The 16,747-nt window shown below is 49.9% G+C and carries 13 protein-coding genes; 3 read left to right on the forward strand and 10 right to left on the reverse strand.

The window, feature by feature from the left end; genetic code table 11:
• Positions 1-7 precede the first annotated feature (7 nt).
• Together AN477_RS21215 and AN477_RS21220 are read right to left on the reverse strand one after the other, a co-directional pair.
• Positions 8-808: a hypothetical protein gene (locus AN477_RS21215; protein WP_054971180.1), complete on the reverse strand. Its 801-nt coding sequence runs from the start codon at positions 806-808 to the stop codon at positions 8-10.
• A 111-nt stretch (positions 809-919) separates the two neighbouring features.
• Positions 920-1,705, reverse strand: a complete 786-nt coding sequence (locus AN477_RS21220; RefSeq protein WP_054971181.1) for a hydroxypyruvate isomerase family protein — start codon at positions 1,703-1,705, stop codon at positions 920-922.
• Positions 1,706-1,937: 232 nt separating this feature from the next.
• Here AN477_RS21220 and AN477_RS21225 point away from each other — a divergent pair, with 232 nt between their 5' ends.
• Positions 1,938-2,960 (forward strand): LacI family DNA-binding transcriptional regulator, encoded by a 1,023-nt coding sequence (locus AN477_RS21225; protein WP_054971182.1) that lies wholly within the window; start codon positions 1,938-1,940, stop codon positions 2,958-2,960.
• Between the two features lie 36 nt (positions 2,961-2,996).
• On the opposite strand, the gene AN477_RS21230 is transcribed toward AN477_RS21225, so the two are convergent.
• The 6 genes from AN477_RS21230 to AN477_RS21255 form a co-directional block, all read right to left on the reverse strand.
• On the reverse strand, positions 2,997-4,013 hold the full coding sequence (locus AN477_RS21230) for a glycoside hydrolase family 53 protein (RefSeq protein ID WP_054971183.1): 1,017 nt from the start codon (positions 4,011-4,013) through the stop codon (positions 2,997-2,999).
• 114 nt (positions 4,014-4,127) lie between these two features.
• Positions 4,128-6,209 carry a beta-galactosidase gene (locus AN477_RS21235; protein ID WP_054971184.1) on the reverse strand — a complete coding sequence of 694 codons (2,082 nt, stop codon included), beginning with the start codon at positions 6,207-6,209 and terminating at the stop codon, positions 4,128-4,130.
• Between the two features lie 47 nt (positions 6,210-6,256).
• Positions 6,257-7,102 carry a sugar ABC transporter permease gene (locus AN477_RS21240; protein ID WP_083486541.1) on the reverse strand — a complete coding sequence of 282 codons (846 nt, stop codon included), beginning with the start codon at positions 7,100-7,102 and terminating at the stop codon, positions 6,257-6,259.
• Between the two features lies 1 nt (position 7,103).
• Positions 7,104-8,069, reverse strand: a complete 966-nt coding sequence (locus AN477_RS21245) for a carbohydrate ABC transporter permease (protein WP_054971185.1) — start codon at positions 8,067-8,069, stop codon at positions 7,104-7,106.
• A gap of 77 nt (positions 8,070-8,146) precedes the next feature.
• A complete protein-coding gene (locus AN477_RS21250; protein ID WP_245631920.1) occupies positions 8,147-9,412 on the reverse strand; it encodes a sugar ABC transporter substrate-binding protein in 1,266 nt (421 codons plus the stop codon).
• Positions 9,413-9,896: 484 nt separating this feature from the next.
• Positions 9,897-10,925 carry a LacI family DNA-binding transcriptional regulator gene (locus AN477_RS21255; protein WP_054971187.1) on the reverse strand — a complete coding sequence of 343 codons (1,029 nt, stop codon included), beginning with the start codon at positions 10,923-10,925 and terminating at the stop codon, positions 9,897-9,899.
• Positions 10,926-11,408: 483 nt separating this feature from the next.
• Here AN477_RS21255 and AN477_RS21260 point away from each other — a divergent pair, with 483 nt between their 5' ends.
• Together AN477_RS21260 and AN477_RS21265 are read left to right on the forward strand one after the other, a co-directional pair.
• The gene (locus AN477_RS21260) at positions 11,409-13,097 is read left to right on the forward strand and encodes a glycosyl hydrolase 53 family protein (RefSeq protein ID WP_054971188.1); all 1,689 of its coding nucleotides are present in this window, start codon (positions 11,409-11,411) and stop codon (positions 13,095-13,097) included.
• Between the two features lie 126 nt (positions 13,098-13,223).
• Entirely contained in the window at positions 13,224-14,258 is a 1,035-nt protein-coding gene (locus tag AN477_RS21265; RefSeq protein WP_054971189.1) for a chitobiase/beta-hexosaminidase C-terminal domain-containing protein, read from the forward strand.
• A gap of 76 nt (positions 14,259-14,334) precedes the next feature.
• Here the strand turns inward: AN477_RS21265 and AN477_RS21270 are convergent, their stop codons facing one another.
• Positions 14,335-15,564 carry a dicarboxylate/amino acid:cation symporter gene (locus AN477_RS21270; protein ID WP_054971190.1) on the reverse strand — a complete coding sequence of 410 codons (1,230 nt, stop codon included), beginning with the start codon at positions 15,562-15,564 and terminating at the stop codon, positions 14,335-14,337.
• A 165-nt stretch (positions 15,565-15,729) separates the two neighbouring features.
• Positions 15,730-16,707 (reverse strand): aldo/keto reductase, encoded by a 978-nt coding sequence (locus AN477_RS21275; protein ID WP_054971191.1) that lies wholly within the window; start codon positions 16,705-16,707, stop codon positions 15,730-15,732.
• Between the last annotated feature and the right edge of the window lie 40 nt (positions 16,708-16,747).

Genomic DNA, 16,747 nt, shown 5'->3' on the forward strand with positions numbered 1-16,747 from the left:
CTTTGCGTCACTCCTCTGCGGCTTGAGATGACATCTGACGAACTTCGCGAAGGTCCCAATAGAGTGCTTTTGTAAACACGAGAGTGGTCGCCCAAAATAAGCTGCTCACTACTGCTTCACCAAGGACAAAGTAGAGCGGCAATGGAGAGCCTCCGGCGCTCACTGACCAAAACAACGGGTGGTTCCCTCCAATGAAATTCAGTGAGCGGTTTAGGAGCACGTGTTGTGCGATGACCCACCCGCGCGTTGAAAACGTGTAAGCAAAGTTTAGCACCTGGTACCAGGTGTACCCTGGCCCAGCGAGTAACGCCCCGACAGGGCGAATCAGCAGCACAATCAAGTCTGCAAACAAGACCGCAGCGGAAATTTGCCAGCGAATACGGATAAATCGGGAAAATAAACGAACGAAACCGCTCACCAGCAGGGTAATCAGTGTTGGAAAAGTCGCCAAAACGAGCAGCCAAGCCATGTATCTCATCGGGATCCGATGCTTCTCGATCCGGTGGTTGTTCATCCGATTGTTCTCGTTCCGGCGCCTATCACTTGACCGGTTCTCACTTGTCGCAGGGCCTATATCCGAATACATGGCTTCGGCTGTCGCACTCACTTCGTCAGTCCGGCGAAATTCGCCCGCGGTGTCGTGCTCTCTTCTCCGCTCAAGATAGCCGACAACCCGCTGTTCGAATTCCGTACCTGTCATCATCAACGGGAGTCCGTCGGTGGTTAGAAGGTCCTCCTTTTCTACATGCAACAGCGCGATCCCGTAGCTCGCTTCCCACTCGGTGAACGTTTTACGTTCCTCCGGCATGTGTCATCGCCTCTTTCTGCAATCTATTATACTGTGCCGGCAATGACCCATTGTGAAAGTGTAGAATCTCGTATATCCCCCAAGTTTGACACAGGTGCCAGTATGTCGGCATCACCAGTGAGTTTCATGCGAGAACTCTTCAAAATCAAATCGAATTCGGACCAGACTCTCGTCCGGGTCGCCGATAGGAACATACTCCAAACCAACCCATCCCGTATACCCAGCCTGATCCACAGCTCGTAAGACATTCATCAGATTAATCTCACCTGTTCCAGGTTGGTGTCGACCCGGGTGATCCGCAGCGTGCAGATATCCGATTTTATCCACGTTACCAGTCATGCTTGGAATCAGATTGCCTTCCGATACTTGCTGGTGATAGATATCAAATACAAGCTTCACGTTCGGGCTGTCAACCTCGTCAATAATCTCAAATCCATCTTGAGACCTCACCAGAAAATAACCCGGATGATCTACCTTTGTATTTAACGGCTCAACAAGCAGTGTAATCCCTCGTTCTTGTAAAAGCGGTACGCACTCCTTTAAACCTTGTACAATGCTCTGCTTCTGCTCCCATCGAGAAAGTCCGAGTTGTTCATCGCCAACCTGGGTGATCAAGTGTTTGCACCCTAAGCTGGTCGCTGCAGCGATACTCTCCTCTAATCCGGTTATGTATTCCTTTCTCCTGCTAGGGTTTACAAGCGGAATCATCTTGGTACAGAAGGAACCCACTGTTAAACCGAATTCCTCAGTTAGTCTTTGGATAGCATGAATATCTTTGTCCCACCAACTCCAAAATTCAAACGTCTCAAACCCCAATCGCGCTATACGAGCAACGGATTCGTAAAAATCTATGCCCGTATCACAATAAATCGCCTCAATGGATGGAGAAAAGATCATATTTTCTGTATCCCTCTTTCAAAGTATGCTTGCCCAAGGCTATATCAGATATCACGTCGAGTGAAAGCGGTCGTACCCTGCCTCGGTTGAGTATACAAAACGTACAGTTCGAGCACATCCAGTCCACATGATGCTCTAGTGCGCGATCTGTTTCATTCCTTGTATAATTGATTGGAAGAGAGAAAAAACAAAGCGGCAAAGTCGGCGTGCTTTTTACAGAAGGAGAATCACCATGCCAGCAACCCGAACTGATGTTGCGAGACGGGCCAATGTGTCCGTGTCCACTGTTTCAAGAGTACTCAACAACAGTGGGTACGTGTCTACAGAAGTAAGACAAAAAATTGAAGCAGCCATCAAGGAATTGAATTACGTTCCAAATCGAGCCGCAAGAAGCTTGCGTTCCCAACATTACAGACAGGTTGCCTGTATTGGGCCGTCGGTAAGCAATCTGTTTTACAATGACATCGTTGCAGGCGTGGAAGAAACTGCCCTCGAATACGGGTACACCCTGTCGTGGTACCACTTGAATCGAGATCGCATTCAAGATATCAACGTCATTATGAATGGATTTTACGACGGGATTATCTTCCTCGCACCGTTTGACATTGAAGATGTTGTCGTCCTATCCAACGTTGCGTCCCAGTTTCCGACCTGCGTATACAGCGACCGCGGTAAATCGTATGATTCCCCATATGTGTTTGTGGACCTTCGAACAGCGATGCGAAAGAATGTAGAGTACCTCATCTCCCTTGGACATGAACGTATTCTCTTTTTAGGGTACGAATTTGACGATCCGGAGGAAAATCCTCGTTACCAAGGCTACGTTGATGCATTGGAATCAGCAGGTCTCCCTGTCCACCCCAATTTGGTGCAACTGATACCAGATTACAAAGACACCATCACATATGGACATGACTTGATACGCGACATTGTCGAACAAGGTGTCTTTTTCTCTGCCATTGCGGCATCCAACGATTCGGTTGCTGTAGGAGCATTACGCGGGCTCCGAGAGGCGGGGTTGCAAGTTCCTCAAGAGGTGTCAGTTACCGGTTGCGATGACATCGAACTCGCGAACCTCATCACTCCGGCACTGACGACCATTCACATCCCGAGGCAAGACATCGGAGTAAAACTCATGGAACTCCTGATACAGCAAATTCAGAATCAGCATGCAAGCAGAAAGTTCATTGAGCTCCCGACCCGTATGGTCGTTCGTGAATCTGTTGACCACAACCATCGAACACTGGGTTCGTAGGATGTCCATGAAGAAGAAATGTAAAACCCTGATTACTTATTGATGTCTCTCAGATGTGTTGAAAGCTTCCACCCCCGGCAGCACTCTCCCCTCACTGTCGAAGAGAGACATCTTACTCCAACCGGCCGGTGATTCCCCCACTGGGATGGCATCCGGTTCCCAGTAGAAGACACCCTTTCCGAGACCGCCCGGCACGCGTTGTACAATGTCCATCACCGTTTCCAAAAAGACCTTTTGCTGGGCGGCGGAGGCATCTACGGTAGTCAGAGCGTTTTCAGGATGGACTTCAGTCCAGGGATAGGCAGTCTCAACAAGGACAAGGTCCTTTTGGTATCGCGAAGCCAGGTCGTGCAAATTACTCTCGAATTCCTGCATGCTGCCGTGCCACCATGGATAGTAAGATAATCCAATGCTGTCGAACTCAACACCTTCCGAAAGCACGTGATCGAGGAAGAACCTCGCGCCCGCATTATCCCCGCCGCGGTCAATGTGCAAGAGTACGTTGACATCTTGACCCTGACAATCGCGGGCTGCTCGAACACCCGAGGACATCAGGCGGCTGAACCGCTTCCATGCCTCTGCATCATCATCTTCGTTTGGACCAGGTAGCCTGCCATCCTCCCAGAGCATGCCATAGGTCACTTCGTTGCCGACTTGCACAAAATTTGCAGGTGTTCCTTGCTGCCGAAGCCTGTCCAACACCTCGTATGTAAAGTCATAGACACTTTGAACCAAGGCGTCGAACGGCAGGTTCTCCCACGCCTTTGGTTTGTACTGTTTGCCGGGGTCAGCCCACCAGTCGGAATAATGAAAGTCAATACCAAGAACAAAGCCGAGGTTCTTCAATCGCTTAGCCATACGAAGCGTGTTGTCTAAACTGCAGTAGCCATCCTTTGGATTGTTCCATATGCGCAAGCGAATCGCGTTCATACCGTAACGTTGAAGAATGGCCAAGCAGTCATCCTCCTGAGACTCGTCAAAGAACTTGCCCCCCTTATTTTCAATTTCATCCAGGAAAGACACGTCCGCCCCGCTCCAAAATCCTTGAATCATGTCATCAACTCCCTCTCAAAGAATGAAAATCTTGCAGCCAGGTTCAATGATAAATGTGACGATGGCATCGGAATGGTCAAAGTCATTCCATTGCACACCGCCACACTGAGAAACCTAGTTTACAAAGTGACCCGTTGCTGTCCTTGTCAGTACTCTTACACCATAAGGTTCTATGTTCAAGTCATCCTTCACCTGCAGCTTCGCCAGAGCATCAACAAGAACGGCATCACCAAGGGAAACGTGCTTGGATTCTGAGGTGAAGTTCATCACGAACACATGCTCCGTTTCCCCGTCTGAACGGAGTTGCACGGTAACGCCGCGTGGCAAATCTGTATCAAGAACCTTCGTCAACCGATGTAGCTGAATCAGTTGTGCAATAAACTCTTGATGAAAAGGAGGCTTGTTTCTTGAAGCAACGTAGTATGCAAAACCATCACCAAAGCGGTTCACCGTCAGCGCCGGTCTGCCCTGATAGAAGTCTTCCCCATATCGCGCGAGAACCTCGGCGGTCTCTGTGTGAATCAGGTCACATAATTCATAGGCTTCGTAGGTTCCTGAGAGATTGAGCACATTCCCTTCGACCATTTCGATAGAATTGCTGTCATTGTCATACAGGGCATCGATTTCTTCCGACCAGATACCAAGTATCTCCCGAAGCGGTCCAGGGAACCCGCCGACAAACGTCAGGTCTGTATCATTTACAATCCCAGACCAGTAAGTGGCGACAAACGTTCCTCCTGCTCTCACAAACTCCGAGATTCGTTCGCCAACACCAGGAAGAACCATGTACAGCATGGGGGCTATCAACAGCTTATACGACGAGAAGTCTGCTTCCTCGTTGATGACGTCTACCGGTATCCCGTTCTGCCACAGTCCCTGGTAAAATTCACGGACCGTTTCCTCGTAATGCATGCCTGCATTTCGAGGCCCCTGTGCGTCACAAATGGCCCAGCGATTCTCCCAATCGAAAATCACGGCGGCTTCCGGTCGGACGGTCTTTCCAACAACCTCGGAAAGTTGCTGCAGAACCTCTCCAACTCGGGTCACATCCTGGAAAACACGGGTGCCTTCATGACCAACGTGATCGACTACCGCACCGTGGAATTTTTCACTGGACCCGCGACTCTTACGCCACTGAAAATATTGGACACTGTCTGCTCCGTGGGCAACAGCCTGTATAGCGCTGAGCACATGCATACCCGGCCGCTTCAACTTACTGACGGGCTGCCAGTTGGTCGTCGATGGCGTGCTCTCCATCAAGACAAACGGCTTGCCGCCTTTCATCGAACGCTTGATATCGTGAATCATCGATACCCAAGCCGCCTGATCTGTATCGTCCACCTTATCGTGCCAGGTCGGATACGAGTCCCAAGAGATAACATCGAGATCGTTCACAAACTTCCAGTAGTTCAGTCCATCGTAAGCTTCCATGAAATTCGTCGTTACCGGTAAATCCGGATTGGCGGCACGCAACGGTTGGATTTCACTGCGCATAAAATCCAAGGTGAGGTCCGTGACAAACCGCTTCCAGTCCAGGTTCAGCCCGTGCACCATGGATTCACCGTGTGGCGCAGGTGATTCAAGCTGCGACCAGCGAGTGATGGTGTGACTCCAGAACGGCGACCACCAAGCACGGTTCAGGTTATCAAGAGAGTGATACTTCTCTTTGAGCCATGTTCTGAATCCGTCTTGACACAAGTCACAATGACAATCCCCACCGTACTCATTCGACAAATGCCAGCCAATTACGGCGGGGTGATGCGCGTACCGCTTCGCCAATTGAGTGTTCATATCAAGAACCTTTTGTCTGTAAATCGGAGAAGACATACAGTGATTGTGACGCAGGCCGTATAAGTTGCGGACGCGGTTTGCTCCGACGCGCAAAACCTCTGGGTATTGCTCAGCCATCCATGCGGGACGAGCCCCGCTCGGTGTAGCGAGGAATACATGAATGCCGTTTTCAAAGAGCCTGTCCAACACGCTGTCAAGCCACTCAAAAGTATACACGCCCTCTTGTGGTTCGAGCGCAGACCACGCAAAGATCCCAACGGACATGACGTTGCAATGGGCTAGTTTCATCAGACGAATATCTTCGGCAAGGATTTGCGGATTATCCAACCACTGATCAGGGTTGTAATCTCCGCCATGCAAAAAACCTGAAACGTTCGGGTGAAAGGTTGGATATTTTAAATGCATTTCTCTCTCTCCATTTCTCTGTAAGCTATATCTAAGATGTCTCTGAATTAACCCTTCGTCGCACCTGCGGTAAGTCCCCGAGCCATGAGCGGATTGAGAAAACCAAACGCGACCGCCAAAGGAATTGCGGACAAGAGAGAGGCCGCGGAGAACAGTCCCCAGTTTTGTGCAAATTGCGTGTTGATAAGGTTATACATCCCGAGCCCGAGTGTGTAGTTGGACGGAGATTGAAGGACTGTTCCGGCGAGAATATATTCGCTGTAGTAACCAATCATCGACAGGAAAAACACGACAGCTAACATTGGCCGCGCGAGCGGAAGGATGACGCTCATAAGAATCCGAAAGTGACCTGCTCCGTCCACACGGGCTGCTTCATCCAATTCAATCGGAATCGTGTCATAGAAGCCTTTCATCAGCCAGATATTAAAAGCACTGCCGCCAATCAGGAGCAGCATATACATCCACAGCCTATCAAGCAGACCCCACTGCGCCAGGACGGCGTAAATGGCAGCAACGGCCATCGAGTTTGGAAACATCTGAAGTAACAGGAGCACCATGAGCCCGTATTTGCGTCCAAGAAAATGTAAACGGGAGTACGCGTAGGCTGCTGTGCTGGTAATCAGCAGCTGAGCTGCAGAAACGACGAGCGCGACCTCAGTGCTGTTCCAAGCCCAGCGTAAGAATCCTGAGGAGAACACATTGACATAGTTGGCTAAGGTCGCGTGAAGTGGAATGAGGGATGCAGAAGACAAAGCGTCCGTCGAGCTGAAAGAGGCGGAAACGACATATAACAGAGGGGCAAGTGTGACGACAAGAATCACCCAGAGGATGATACGGATCACCCATGCTCGAGCGCGGTCATGAGGTCGCAAGTTTACAGCACCTTGTTTCAAGTCAATCTTCCCCCTTGAATGCGTTCGTAAAGCGCATATTGATTAAACTGATGACTCCAATCATCACGAACAACACCACAGAAAGGGTGGCACTTAAGTCATAACGGTTGAACTGCAACGCAATCTTGTATGACGAGGAAGCAAGGATATCGGTATATCCTGCAAACTGCGTCGATGCCCGGGCCGGGCCACCGCCAGTGAGCAAGAAGATAATGTTGAAGTTATTGAACGTAGCCGCATAAGCCGGAATCAGAAGCGGTAAGCTTACACGCCATACATTCGGGAACGTGATATATGCGAATCGTTGAAATGCACTCGTACCGTCAATTGCTGCTGAATCGTACTGCTCAGTCGGGATGGATTGCAACGCCCCAAGAGAAACGGTCATAAAATACGGAAATGACAACCACAGATTGACAAGAATGACGCTTGCTTTGGCCCATCCTGGAGCGACGAGCCATGGAATCGCAGGGATGTGTAACAGGTGCAAAAATGCATTTATGGGACCGTAGTTTTGATTTAACAACCCCTGCCACGATAGGGTGGAGATCAAAGCCGGTATAGCCCAGGGGATGATTAACAAAGTTCGATACAATCGGGCCTCAGTCAATGCCTTGTCATTGACGAGGATGGCGAGAATCAAACCCACAAAGTAGTTTAGGGTCGTCGATACAAATGTGAAGACCAGTGTCCAAATCAACGTGGGAAGAAACGCGATGGAAAGCGGATTGTTCTTGGAAAACAGCTCGACATAGTTCTTCCAGCCAACAAACTGGTAGTTCATAAAATGCATTTGACTCCAGTTTGTAAAGGAGATATAGATGGTGAAAAACATGGGCAAAAAACTCAGTACAGACATCGTAAGAATCGCCGGAGAAATATACCCGTACGCACTCCATTGAATCTTGCCTCTTCGTTTGACCTTGCTGTCACGCCCACCATTTTCCAGGGATGCAATGACGCTCATGAGAACCCCCCGTTTCACGCATAGACGGAGCAGACGGGTTCGTGTAGGTCACCCGTCCGCTTCCGTCCGCCGAAAAGTTATCCTTCTTGGACGCTGATAGCAGACTTAATGTTTGCTACGAATTGTTTTGCCCCAGCTGAGGCGGTCAATTTTCCGTTCAGAATCGATGTAATGATGGACTGTGCACTGTACACGGATTGCATCTGTGCAATGTTCGGTGACGCTACGGCTGTATTCAACTGATCAACAAAGCCCTTGGCAATTGCATTGCTCGTAATTTCCGAATTGCTCTGCAAGCTGCTGAGTGCAGGCAGGTCAGCATCCGCCTTGAAGTACTGTAATTCTGCAGACGCGTTGGTTAGGTACTGAGCAAGTGACTGCGCTGCAGCAACGTTCTTTGACTTGTCACTGACAATTGCTGTCAAGTTACTGATGAGCGGTGTACCCGGCTTTCCGTTGGGAAGTGTCGGGATTGGTGCCACACCGACATCAATTCCTGCCTTTTGTGCCGCAGCAACGTCCCATGGACCACTGATAAACATCCCGACTTTTCCGTTGTCAAACTGAGTCGTCGCGATGCTCTGGTTCACGCTCGGGTTCATCCAGTGGTACTTCAAGTCCATGTCCTGTAACAGTTGGAAGCCAGCAACTGCGCCTTCGTTTGCCAAGCCGATGTCATTTGGGTCCAGAGTACCGTTATTGTCTTTGAAGATATAGCCGCCCATGCCGCCAATGAAGACGTAGTCATAATAGAATTGCTCTTGGGCCATGTTGAAGCCGTACTTGTTGGCGTCAGCAACGAATTCGCTCCAAGTCGTTGGCGGTGTGGAAATTTCCTTTTTGTTGTATAGGAGTGCCACACTTTGTGCCGCTACGGGATAGGCGTAGTATTTTCCGCCCATTTTTACACCTTCAGCCACTGAAGATGGGTAGTCTGACGGGTTCATCAAAGTGGCTGGTGCTAGCAATCCCTCTTGATAGAAGGTCCCAAGGTTGTCGGACGGCATTGCTATCGCGACGTCAGGGCCTGTACCAGCGCGAACTGCTTGTGCCCAGTTAGAGAACTTGTTGCTGCCTGTTGCTGAGTTCTGATCGACGACAACCGTGTCCCCGTGCTCTTTACCCCACTGTGCAGCAAGCTGCTTAATCACCGTCATCTCTTCGGGTTGCCAGTAGGAGAGTACATGCAGAGTAATCCCTTTTGGAATACTGCTCGAACCAGAAGACTGATTGGTTGGTGTAGAGCTGCTCCCCGTCGAAGAACTGGTACCGCAGCCTGCCAGGAGTCCTGCGATGGATACAACGCCGAGTGCAAGCAATTTGATGGAATTTCTCTGTTTCATTTTCATTTGCCCCTTTTCAGTAGAATTCAAATTCGAATCAATTCTGAACGCGAACCTTCTCAAGTTTGCACGTATGATGAACGCGAAGGTCGGCTTCAAGTCTGACTGCGGACCCTGCCTGCAGATAAGACCGTTGGCAAGCACTGTTCCCGGAGCGATCATCTCCTCTCAGGTCCGCGACGTGTGGCCTCGATTTCACAAAAGCAAGTAAACGTTTCCAAACCAACCCCACTTGCCATAAGGGATATACCTTTCCCCAGTGGAAGCCCAACGCTTTCTGACGTTTCAGCTCCAGTTGTATGGAATCGAGACCACACATGTGAAATCGAGGCCACATTGTACGATAGAAAATAAAGTTGTCAAGGTTCTCATGTTGATCAGATCTGAAATCCAAATGTAAGCGATTTAATAATAAGTCGCCATCTAGCGAGTGTCAATCCGGAATTTGATAGACCCGAAAGCCAGTTGAATGAAGTATAACTGCTCAGCGTTGTTTACCATCTTGCTGTCCGTGACGATTCAGGGTTGACTCACGTCGGATGATCTCCGTTGCCACCTCCACAACCGACTCGCCTTGTGCGTCTTGATTTATCTGTGCCAGCAGTAAATCCATTAGAATCCGACCAATGTCATGTTTCGGAATCCGTGTTGTGGTGAGTGCTGGTGTAATTGCCCTCGCCATCTCAATATCATCCACCCCCGTCACACTGACATCTTCCGGAACATGAAGACCGTGATCGATTATCGCACGGATCGCACCAATCGCCAGAAGGTCATTCGATGCAGCTACCGCAGTAAATGAAACTCCGGCGTGCAGTGTATTCTGAATCGATTCATATCCCATGGACAGCGTATCCGTAAAATCTGGAATGAACTGAATTAACTGCTTTGGCACGTCAAAACCGTGAGTCGTCATCGCGTCCATATATCCTTGATACCTCGGATTTTCGGATTCATCGACAAACTCATAACCAAGGAATAGAATCTCCCGATGCCCGTCTTCAATGAGTTGTGTGACATTTTTCTCCATCGCTGCTCTGAGGTCAACAAACACGTGCGGGATCCCGAATGCGTGTCCACGATCGGAGTAAACAACCGTTGGGATCTGTTTTGCAATTTCCGCAATGTCGTAGACCTTCTCTACTTCGAATGGTGAAAGAAAGATGACTCCGTCATAAAATCCCTCGAGAATCACTTGCAGGTACTCTTCCCTCTTGGTGATCCGGTTAAACAGAGAAAACGTATATCCCTGTGCCAAGCCGGTCTCTTCTATTCCCATAACAATCTCAGGGTAAAACGGGTTTCGAATCGACGGCATGACGCACGCAATCTGCCCGTAGTGCTGTTTGCGCAGCCCTTGAGCAAGGCGGTTCGGCACATAGTTTAATTCACTGATGGCACGATTGACCCTTTCTCGCACATCTGCGCCTACGTATCCACTGTTGTTCAACACGCGGGAAACTGTCGCAGGTGATACACCTGCCCGCTTCGCGACATCTCGACTGGTTGCCAAAAAACTCCCTCCTTGAGCCATGGCTTGAATGCGGTTTCCCTAATTGCACCAATAGAGACTTCATTCCGTTACCAGACTCCGTCTACAGACGTTCAACGTAAAATTCTAGAACGACTTCTACAATCCTACAAGGAGAATCCAATCATCACAAATCTCACATTGTTTTATTGGCATTAGGGTTTCTATCGTTCATGTCAGACAACCGGTTTCTCAGCAGAAAGGCTTAGATTAGGATTGACGTTCAAGGTCACCCCACCTATAATTTCTTTAAGTTATGTAATATGGTCTCGATTTCATATTTCCAGAACGTATGTGGCCTCGATTTCACACAGACTCAGAAACCGTAGTGTCGCATCGGTCAAACCGGGGGTGATCCTGAAAAACGTTTGGCGCCGTTGAAAGCGCTTAACTATGTGTTCGCTGTCTCAAGCCGCGTGAGCCACAAAAAAGAGCAGTACATACCGAAGGACAGGGGAGAAATCGATGCCTAGGAAATTGAAGCAATCTATCCGGGTAGCCATCGGAATTACACTGTCGGCTGCGTTTCTCGTGTCAACACAGCCGCTCTCGTCAAAGGCTAGCACGTTGAATCCAGATCCAGTTGTCCCCACAACAGTGCAGAACGCGGGCACCGTTTCTGTGGCCCCCGTGCATGCATTAGAGCACGGAAAAAGAAGCAACTTTATCATGGGTGCGGATGTGTCTGAGTTGTACGCTCTTGAGCAAGCAAACAAGAAATTCTACGGCACAAACGGCCTCCAGGAAAACTGTTTGCAGATTCTCAAGAATCACGGTGTCAACTACATCCGTATCCGACTGTGGAATGACCCCACCAATGCACTGGGCCAGCCCCTTGGCGGCGGAAACAACAACCTTACTGCCGATATTTCCATCGCCAAACAAGCAAAAGCACTTGGGATGAAAGTGCTCCTCGATTTTCAATACAGCGACTTTTGGGCTGATCCAGGAAAGCAGAACAAACCAAAAGCCTGGGCAAACGACCACGGGACGGCACTTCAAAACGATATCTACAATTTCACCTATAACACACTCAGAACCATGAATGAGCAAGGTGTGTTGCCGAATATGGTTCAAATCGGCAATGAAATCAATAACGGAATCTTATGGCCAGACGGTGAATCCGCCACTGCAGCAGCACCATTGTTACAAAAGGCTGCCGCGGCTGTTCGAGCTGCGGATCCAAATGTGAACAATCCGAACCGCAAAATCAAGATTGTTCTCCACCTTGCAGGCGATTCAAGCGGAAGTGTTGGAACCTTTACGAGCGATCTGAACACCTGGACAACCGGCAGTACGGCAGTTGACTTTGATGTCATCGGCATCTCCTATTATCCCTATTACCACGGTACGATGAGTCAAGATGCGAATATTTTGGACACCCTGGCCAGCAAGTACCATAAACCAGTGATTGTCGCTGAGACATCTGATGGATGGACGTTGGCTCAAGGGGATAAGACGATAAACACCTTCAATCAGGACCTCGCCTATAAGGCCGGTTACACCCCAACCCCTCAAGGACAGGCTGCAGAAATTCGCGACGTCATCAACAATGTCGCGAATGTCCCTGACAACATGGGACTCGGAATGTTTTACTGGGGTGCTGATTGGTTGCCTGGCGATTCCACAGGTTGGACATCCGGACAGGGAAGCAGTTGGGAAAACCAAGCCCTCTTTAACTTCAGCGGTCATGCTCTTCCATCCATGAACGTCTTTAAACTTGTGAGGACTTCAACCGCGACACCCCCTTCAAACTTCGTCGCGGCCGATCCGGTGACCGTATCAACATCTGTCGGTGGTACGCTCACGCTCCCATCTACCGTAGAAGGACAGTACAGCGATGGATACTACAAAGAAACAGCAGTAAGCAGTTGGAATACGTCGACAGCTGATTTATCTCAGCCCGGGGTATACACCGTTTATGGCACCATCGGTGATAATCCGAAGGCGGCAAGTGCCATTGTCACCGTCAAACCGGATCAACCACAGAACTACGTCACCAATCCAGGCCTCGAGAGCGGGTCCACAGGTTGGACAAGTTCGAATCCATCTGTCGCTGCCCCCGCGACAAGCGGCAGTATCACACCGCACACCGGTATTGGTGACATTCATTACTGGAGCGGCTCAGCATTTAGCAATGACACCGTATATTAGACCCTCACAGGTCTGCGCAATGGGACCTACACACTCTCAGTCTGGGGGGAAGGTTCTGCAAGTGGATCGGCTGTACCCTTTCTATACGCAACGGGGTACAGTGCGACAGACCCAACGGCAACTGAGATGCAGAAGTTCACCCCGTCTGGTTGGAACGTCTGGAAGCAATACAGCATACCTGTCACTGTCACTTCTGGTCAGGTCACCATCGGTGTGAACTTCAATGGAGCAGCCGGTGACTGGGGAGACGCTGATGACTTTTACTTCGGACTACCACCTGTGTCGTCGACCGCGATTCAAACCAAAGCCGTGACCGCCTATGCACCGAACGGTACAGTGCTGTCGAGTGATTCAACCATTCCGGCGAATACACCGTATATCACCTTATCCAGCCCGACACCAGACGCTGTCATCTACTACACCACAGACGGAAGCGAACCCGGGAATACCACGGCTTCGAGTGTAACCGACGTTTATACGGGTCCCATCCGAATTTCAGCCAACACAGAACTTAAGGTTTATGCCATTGCACCAGGCTATTCGCAAAGCACCGTTACCACCTACCATTTGACGACGAACGATACATCGTCGAGTTCATTGGTGCAAAACGGTGGTTTCAATCAACAAGGCGTACTTTCTCCGTGGACGCTGTCTGGTGTACCTGAAGGTACAGACAACGCTACGTACGCTTTTGATGCCACACAAGACTCCACACCAGGCGTTGTTTACGAGGGGGCTGGACAGTTTAAGTACTGGGCTGCCAAAAGTTACACCTTTACGCTGTCACAAAAGGTGACGGGGTTATCAAACGGAGTCTACACATTGTCTGCTGAATCCGCTGGGGGCAATAACATGGTTTTGAGTAGTACTGGCCGTGCCACGAATGACCCTGGCATCGCAACGATTATGCTTTCGGCTGAAACAGCGCTTGGAACGAAATCAAAGAACGTCATCAACGAGGGTACAGCGGCAAACGGGTGGAATCAGTGGAATCAGTTCAGGGTCAATGACATCTACGTCATGGATGGATCCTGTACAATTTCGTTTACCGTATCAGGCGGTCCAAACTATTGGGGCTACCTTGATGACATAAAATTGCTCAAAGTAAGTGACCTTTCACCCGCTGACCTCAAGCTCGGTAACGACCAACCACAAAATTAAGGCTGATTTCTTCGTAGATGCAGTCGACAAAGGGGCACCCGCTGCGGGATGCCCCTTTTTGAAAACCAGCTTGTCGTCAGATGTCGTTCGACGCCGCCAAGGGTGACGGCGTTTTCACCCGAAACACGTTCTCGGACTTCGCGATGACAATCGAGGCAAGCGAATTCCCAATCACGTTGGTTGCGGTTCGAGCCATGTCGATGACAAAGTCAATCCCCATCAATAAGGCGATTCCTTCTGCCGGCAACCCGATAGATTTTGCGGTTGCGAGTAATACGACAATGGCCGCAGACGGAACTCCGGCAAGTCCTTTGGTCAACACCATGAGGATTCCGATGATAGCAAATTGGTGCCCTATCGAGAAGTGAATCCCATAGACATGAGAGAGAAAGATCACAGCAACCGCCTCATACAGAGTGGCTCCATCGAGGTTAAACGAATACCCGGTGGGAAGAACAAATGACACAATCGAATTGTCTGCTCCATATTGCTCCAAGCGTTCCGTCAAAGGAGCCAGTACGACCTCGGACGAGCGAGTGATAAACGCCAGAAAAACCAGATCCCATACCGCTCGCAACAATGACCAATACTTGACACGGAAAATCATTGCAGTAATCGGCAGAATCACAAACACAATCAGCGCGAACCCCACATAGGCCACGGCGATAAACTCCGCAAGTGCGCCCAGACTTGCCCAGCCATATTTGGCGATATCATATGCTATATAACCAAAAACGCCAATCGGTGTGAACTTTACAATGTACTCAATGACTTTGAACATGGCCTTTGACATAGACTCCAGAAAATCAGTAACGGGTTTCGCCTCATCTCCCAACGTGGCGAGCGCAAGCCCTAAAAATATGGAGAAAAAGACAATCGGAAGCAGATTGCCATTGGCCAGCGCAGAGAAAATGTTTTTCGGTATGATGTCCAGCAAGAAGGTCTCAAAATCAATACCCTGAGCAATTCCCGACAGTTGTGCCGGTTGGCCTGGCAACGAAGTCGCCCGCCCAACGCCTGTTACATTTGCTAGAATCACAGCAACGATGAGAATGACTGTTGTAACAACCTCAAAGTACAGGATGGTCTTTCCGGCAATCCTCCCCAGTCTCCGAACAGATCTCATTTGCGCGACCCCGAGTACGATGAGCGGAAAGATAAGTGGAACAATGGCCATTTCGATGAGTCGAATAAAGGCTGCACCAAGTACTTGTACATCAAGGCCAACGGTCTTGCTTGAAAATCCGACGATTGCCCCTACAATCAGCGCAATGAGAACCTGAAGGGCCAACAGAAAACGTTTCATGGTCAGTGTCCTCCTCCCTTGTTCACAAATACGATGACAACTCGTTGGATATGCCCTACGTGTGAAAAACAAAAACCTCCGCTACCCAAGCTGGGTAAGGGAGGATGAGTCAGTCGAGCTTTATGATTTGAAGTAGAAACTCAGGATTCAGTGCCAGTCAAAATATTACCAAGCGTACGCCTCAGGAGCCGGCTGTCCAGGTCCAGGGAAGATCTCGTCCAGTTCACGAAGCACATCATCCGAAAGCGTTACTTCCAGTACATGCAAGCTGTCCTCAAACTGTTGCAAAGTCCGCGGCCCAATAATGGGAGCGGTCACTGCCGGATTGGCCAACAGCCAAGCTAGAGCCACAGTGTCCTGGTGTTCACCAAGTTCTGCGCAGAGTTTCGCGAACGATTCGAGTTGTCCGCGTCGGCGCTCGAATTCCTCCTCGGCCCGTGCACTGCGCGATCCGGTACGGGTCAACGCGTTGCGGCCAAGCAATCCACCAGCGAGAGGGCTCCAGGGAATGACACCCATACCGTGCGCTTCGGCCGATGGCAACACTTCAAGTTCCGGCTCACGTGTCAGCAGGTTGTAGATGTGTTGTTCGCTGACCAAGCCTAAGAAATGGCGTTCTTTTGCAGCCGCCTGTGCGACAGCGATGTGCCAGCCAGCGAAGTTGCTTGATCCGATGTACCCTACTTTCCCTTGATTCACAGCGACCTCGAATGCCCCCCACAGTTCTTCCCAAGTCGCGTGGCGTTCGATGTGGTGCATTTGATACAACTCAACGTGATCCGTCTGCAACCGGCGGAGGGAGCCTTCGAGATGGCGCCGGATTTTGTAGGCCGAAAGCCCTCTGCCTTCATTGGGTCCATCGTTTTCGTCCTCCATGAAGTTGTAAACCTTTGTGGCGAGTACGACCTTTTCACGGCGTCCTCCGCCTTGTGCAAACCAGCGTCCAAGGATTTCTTCGGTACGTCCACGATGGCCCTGACCACCGTAGACATTCGCGGTATCAAAGAAATTGACGCCAGCATCAAGCGCTGCATCCATGATTCGATACGCTTCCGCCTCTTCCGTCTCAGGACCGAAATTCATCGTTCCAAGGCATAGACGGCTCACCTTCAGTCCAGTGCGACCCAAATATGTAAATTCCATGATAAGCACCTCTTTCTGATTGAATCTAAGAGTTTTATCG

It is taken from the genome of Paenalicyclobacillus ferrooxydans, assembly GCF_001399675.1.
GTDB classification, from domain to species: domain Bacteria; phylum Bacillota; class Bacilli; order Alicyclobacillales; family Alicyclobacillaceae; genus Alicyclobacillus_B; species Alicyclobacillus_B ferrooxydans.